The following is a 4,572-nucleotide window of genomic DNA, read 5'->3' as shown; positions in this document are numbered from 1 at the left end:
GAGAATTTGAAAATAAAGAAGAACTGGAAAAAGTAGTCAATCAGCTTTTAAATGAAGGGGGATTGATTATTAAATGGAGTAGAAAACTTAAAAATAAGGGTAATGCTGTCAATGTAACTTAAATGCGTAAAAGCTTACTCCTGAAGCACTGCTAGATTTTTGCTGCTCTGGGCAATATGGAATCTCCGTCCATGTGACACAAGGTGGCGCTGGTAAGTACCCTAGTCCAAGCATCCCCGTCCCTTGTGTCCAACGGAATGCTTCAGTACCATTAGCACTATTGCCAGAACCAACAATAACAGACCCATCTGCTGATACTCCATAAGCTACGCTATTGAAACTCCCCCCAGATAAGTCTCCTAACCCCTGAAAAGAGGCGGCTTGTGCCTGGAAAGCCACCCCGATCGCACCCAATCCGATCCCTAAGCTGATACAATTAGCTAGTATCTTGTTCATAACCTGATAAGACTCCAAAAAACTAAGTGATTCTTACAATCTAGATGTTCACTTTGGTTTTGTCTGTGGGAATTTGTGGCCATTTTGGATTTTCTGATACAATAATTTTTGTGGGATAAAGTGGGATTTAGTGACAAAAAGGAGGGCAAGGATCATAAAAAAGGCTAAATTTGATTTTTAGGTTCGATCCCCCCTAGCCCCCCTTGAAAAGGGGGGAACCAGACTCAAAGTCTCCCTTTTTAAGGAAGGAACCAGACTCAAAGTCCCTCTTTTTAAGGAAGGAACCAGACTCAAAGTCGCCCTTTCTAAGGAGGGAAACAGACTCAAAGTCCCCCTTTTTAAGGAGGGAACCAGACTCAAAGTCTCCCTTTTTAAGGAGGGAACCAGACTCAAAGTCCCCCTTTTTAAGGAAGGAACCAGACTCAAAGTCTCCCTTTTTAAGGAGGGAACCAGACTCAAAGTCCCCCTTTTTAAGGGGGATTTAGGGGGATCGAACTAGCGAAGCTTATAACTAGCAACTTGGGTTAATTTAAATGCAGAACAAATTACTAAATCAAGAGGTTAATCAGTAAAAAAAGGCAAAAAATGGAAGAATTATTAGAGTTAAAAAATCTATTACTAGCTGGCAATATTCCCGATGCCTTGATTTTGGTAGAGGAAATGACAGAAATGAGCAAAGATGATAAGCTCAATAAGATTTTTAGCTTTAGTATTATTGTTCTATTACATCTGATTAAACAGCAAGCAGAAAAACGCAGTACCCGCTCATGGGAAACCTCTATTTCTAATTCTGTTCGACAGATTCAACGCATTAATCAACGACGTAAAACTGGAGGAAATTATCTAACAATAGAAGAATTAAAAGAAACCTTAGATGATGCTTATTCTTCGGCTTTAAGACAAGCGGCATTAGAAGCTTTTGAGGGTATATATCAACCAGAAGAAATTGAAGCTATGATTGATAAAAATAAAATTATTAATCAAGCATTGGAATTAATATTAATCGATTAAGTAACAGGGTACAGTCGGAAACAAATCAGGAGGTTTAAATGTCAGGAAAAGCGAAACCCAACACCCAACACCTAAATCCGTCTGAATCGGCGCTCTCCTCCTCTCATTGCTTTTTGTTGGGTTTCCTTGGGTCTATAGTTGGGTTTCCTTACGTCAACCCAACCTACTTTAGTTTCCTTGGGTCAATCCAACCGACGGTAGCAGAAGTCAAAATTATTCGTTATGTTGCTTAAAGATTAGCAGCCTATTTAAAAACCTTAACGGAGGACAATTAATGATTAACTTAGAACAAATTCAACAAGATATTAACCAATTACCTGAAGAAGCACAAAACTTACTGATTGATTTTATTGAGTTATTAAAAAAACGCTATTCTTTAGCAAAAAAGCCAGAGATTGCAGCAAAAATAAACCCTGAAGCTCAAAGTACCCTAGACATTTTAAAAGAATCTGGATTAATCGGTTGTATTAGTGCAGAATCCGACCTTTCTACTAATTATAAATCCGTTCTCAAAGAAGGATTAAAAGCTAAATATGATCATCGTTGATACTGGGTTCTGGGTGGCTTTATTTAACAATAAAGATCAATATCATCTAATAGCACAGCAAACCTTAGCACAGTATTCTTCTCAACCCCTAATTACAACTTGGTGTGTTTTAACAGAAAGTTGTCATCAGTCCGTAGTAGTCCGTAGCGAATATGTCAGATTTTTAAATATAGCGCAGGGTTCAATTCATAAATTAGAAACTTATCTTCTCCTATCTGGACGGATAGGATGAGGTGAGCAAAAAGAGATAAAATAATAGTTGATATTTTGCAAGAGTAAAGTAAAATGATTATTAGTCTGATAAAAAAACGAGAAAACTAAAATATGTTCCCTTATCCCAACCAGCAATACAAATGTTCTATCACTTACTTATATGGATATTCAAACCCTTTTAGAATGGACTGATAAACAGGTATTAGACAAAACCGGTAAACATCTTGATTCGTTGCAAGAATCTATCTTACAGGGTATTTGGAAACATCAAGATTACGAAGAAATTGCCAAAGATAATCAGCGCAGTTATGACCATATAAAAAAAGAAGCATGGAAGTTATGGCAACTGTTATCTGATGTTTTTCAAGAAGATATAAAAAAGTCTAATGTTCGTTCTATTTTAGAAACTAAAGCTTCATCTATTATTTATCACTTTGTTAACCATCATGGTAATAATATTAGCAATAGTCGTGTTAATATCTGTAGAGAAAATAACCTCTATTCAGAAAACAACTTAAAAAAGTCTTCAAATTTTCCAGATAATGGTCATCAATCCCCCATAATTGACCTAACAAAAGCTCCTGAATTAAGGTATAACTATGGACGTAAGTTAGAAATATCAACCTTAAAAGAATGGCTAGATAATAAAACTCGATTAATTACCATTTATGGGTTAAGTGGAATTGGAAAAACAGCTTTAACCCTTAAATTAGTTTCAGAAATTGCCCCACAATTTGATTATATTATTTATCGCAGTCTGGAAAATATTCCTCAATTAATCGCTCTCAAAGATGATCTAAAACAGTTTTTCAGCCAATCTCTATCAACCCCCTTACCCGATATAATAGATTATCTAAGCTCCTATCGTTGTTTAATTATTCTTGATGATGTGCAGAATATTTTTAAACCGGGGGAATTAGCAGGTAAATATTTAAACGACTGTCAGGATTATCATAAATTTTTTCAGCAAATTGCTACCACATCTCATCAAAGTTGCTTGATTTTAATTAGTTGGGAACTTCCCAGAGATTTTGTCACCTTAAAATCCGATAAAATTAAAACTTTATACCTGCAAGGTTTAACGACAGAATTTGAAGAAATCTTCAAAGAATACGGTTTAAAAAATGAGGAGAAATGGACGGAACTGAGGGAACTTTATCAAGGTCATCCTAACTGGTTAAATATCATCTCCTCAACCATTATTGAACTATTTGATGGAGAAGTATCCTTATTTTTAGAACAAATGAAAAATGAAATTTATTTAGGGGATATGGAAGACTCGATCGAATGTCATTTACAGCGTTTATCCGCAACAGAAAAAAAGGTGATGCACTGGTTAGCTAATCAAACTGAAGCGGTAGAAAAGTTTCCCAAAACTGCTAATCTTGACTTATCTACTTCTGAATTTTGGGCAACTATTCAGTCATTAATGAGACGCTGTTTACTGGATAAATTACCATCAGAAACCTCGTCCTATTTTCCTATTAATCCTGTGTTTAAATCCTATCTTAAAAGAAATCCTAACGATTAGGAAAAATTTATCTTATTATAAATATATATGTACCGCAACGCAGAAACCCGCAGGATCGCTTTCCAGTCTATCCTATTTTCTATACACCTGATCGTGACTACCAATATCAATTAACAAGATGATGACTTCTAAATATTCTCCATCTTCCGAAAAACTAAAAATAATTCGACAATCGTAAGCTACAGTACAAGACCATAACCCTTCTAAATTACCACTTAACTTATGGGTTTTTAAAGACAGTGTAAATGGGTCTTCTGCCAGTTTTCTAAGTACATCGAAAATTTTAGGTTTTAACTGGGTATTTTTCTTGATTAGCTTCTTAAACGAACGCTTAAACCCATCACTCCATATTAAATCCATTGTTAATCCTCATTCAAATCAGCAATCAAATCTTCTACGGTTCCCCTTCTGGCCGTTCCAGTAGCGATCGCCTCTTTCAATTCCTTAAAATTAGCTAAAATTTCTCTTTCTCTTGCTTTGGCTCTATATTGACACAAAATCTCTAACAATGACTCCTGTTCATCCTCTGATAAATTCTCAAAAGATTTGATCATTTCTTGCAAAGTCATCATTTTACCTCTTAACTCTCGATCAAAACCTGGGATCTCTTATTCTTTGTGTGATCAGTTTAACTTATATAGGAGCGATCAATCTTTGTGTCCTTTGTGTCTTTGTGGTTTGCTCCACTCGCTCGTCACCAGGACTGTATCTTAGAATACATTTTACCCACCAAACCTAAGAGAGCCAAATTTATCTTATTTTGACATCCTCACCGCCGTAAACGGACGGTGATTCCCAAACCTCACGATTTGGG

Annotated in this window: 6 protein-coding genes and 2 pseudogenes; 5 read left to right on the top strand and 3 right to left on the bottom strand. The window is 35.8% G+C overall.

Annotation, left to right across the window (positions count from 1 at the left end):
- Positions 1–122: pseudogene (locus IM477_RS04900) on the top strand (IS630 family transposase); the annotation flags it as partial.
- On the opposite strand, the gene IM477_RS04895 reads toward IM477_RS04900, so the two are convergent.
- Positions 109–456, bottom strand: a complete 348-nt coding sequence (locus IM477_RS04895) for a hypothetical protein (protein WP_287730768.1) — start codon at positions 454–456, stop codon at positions 109–111. The pseudogene IM477_RS04900 and the gene IM477_RS04895 sit on opposite strands and share 14 nt — an antisense overlap.
- Before the next feature lie 585 nt (positions 457–1,041).
- Between IM477_RS04895 and IM477_RS04890 the strand changes: the two genes are divergently transcribed.
- The 4 genes and pseudogenes from IM477_RS04890 (at position 1,042) to IM477_RS04875 (ending at position 3,758) form a co-directional block, all read left to right on the top strand.
- Positions 1,042–1,467, top strand: coding sequence for a DUF29 family protein (locus IM477_RS04890; RefSeq protein WP_287730766.1), 426 nt, complete (start codon positions 1,042–1,044; stop codon positions 1,465–1,467).
- A 274-nt stretch (positions 1,468–1,741) separates the two neighbouring features.
- A complete protein-coding gene (locus IM477_RS04885) occupies positions 1,742–2,014 on the top strand; it encodes a hypothetical protein (RefSeq protein WP_002761103.1) in 273 nt (90 codons plus the stop codon).
- Positions 2,001–2,141 (top strand): annotated as a pseudogene (locus IM477_RS04880) (type II toxin-antitoxin system VapC family toxin); the annotation flags it as partial. The gene IM477_RS04885 and the pseudogene IM477_RS04880, both read left to right, overlap by 14 nt.
- Before the next feature lie 246 nt (positions 2,142–2,387).
- The gene (locus IM477_RS04875; protein ID WP_287730764.1) at positions 2,388–3,758 is read left to right on the top strand and encodes a helix-turn-helix domain-containing protein; all 1,371 of its coding nucleotides are present in this window, start codon (positions 2,388–2,390) and stop codon (positions 3,756–3,758) included.
- A 72-nt stretch (positions 3,759–3,830) separates the two neighbouring features.
- On the opposite strand, the gene IM477_RS04870 is transcribed toward IM477_RS04875, so the two are convergent.
- Both IM477_RS04870 and IM477_RS04865 read right to left on the bottom strand, forming a co-directional pair.
- Positions 3,831–4,118, bottom strand: coding sequence for a type II toxin-antitoxin system RelE/ParE family toxin (locus tag IM477_RS04870; RefSeq protein ID WP_190723827.1), 288 nt, complete (start codon positions 4,116–4,118; stop codon positions 3,831–3,833).
- Between the two features lie 2 nt (positions 4,119–4,120).
- A complete protein-coding gene (locus IM477_RS04865) occupies positions 4,121–4,327 on the bottom strand; it encodes a hypothetical protein (protein ID WP_081310248.1) in 207 nt (68 codons plus the stop codon).
- Positions 4,328–4,572 lie beyond the last annotated feature (245 nt).

Source organism: Microcystis sp. M090S1 (genome assembly GCF_020246295.1).
Classification (GTDB): domain Bacteria; phylum Cyanobacteriota; class Cyanobacteriia; order Cyanobacteriales; family Microcystaceae; genus Microcystis; species Microcystis aeruginosa.
Note: the sequence above shows the minus strand (reverse complement) of the source record. Positions and strands in the feature narration are given on the sequence as shown.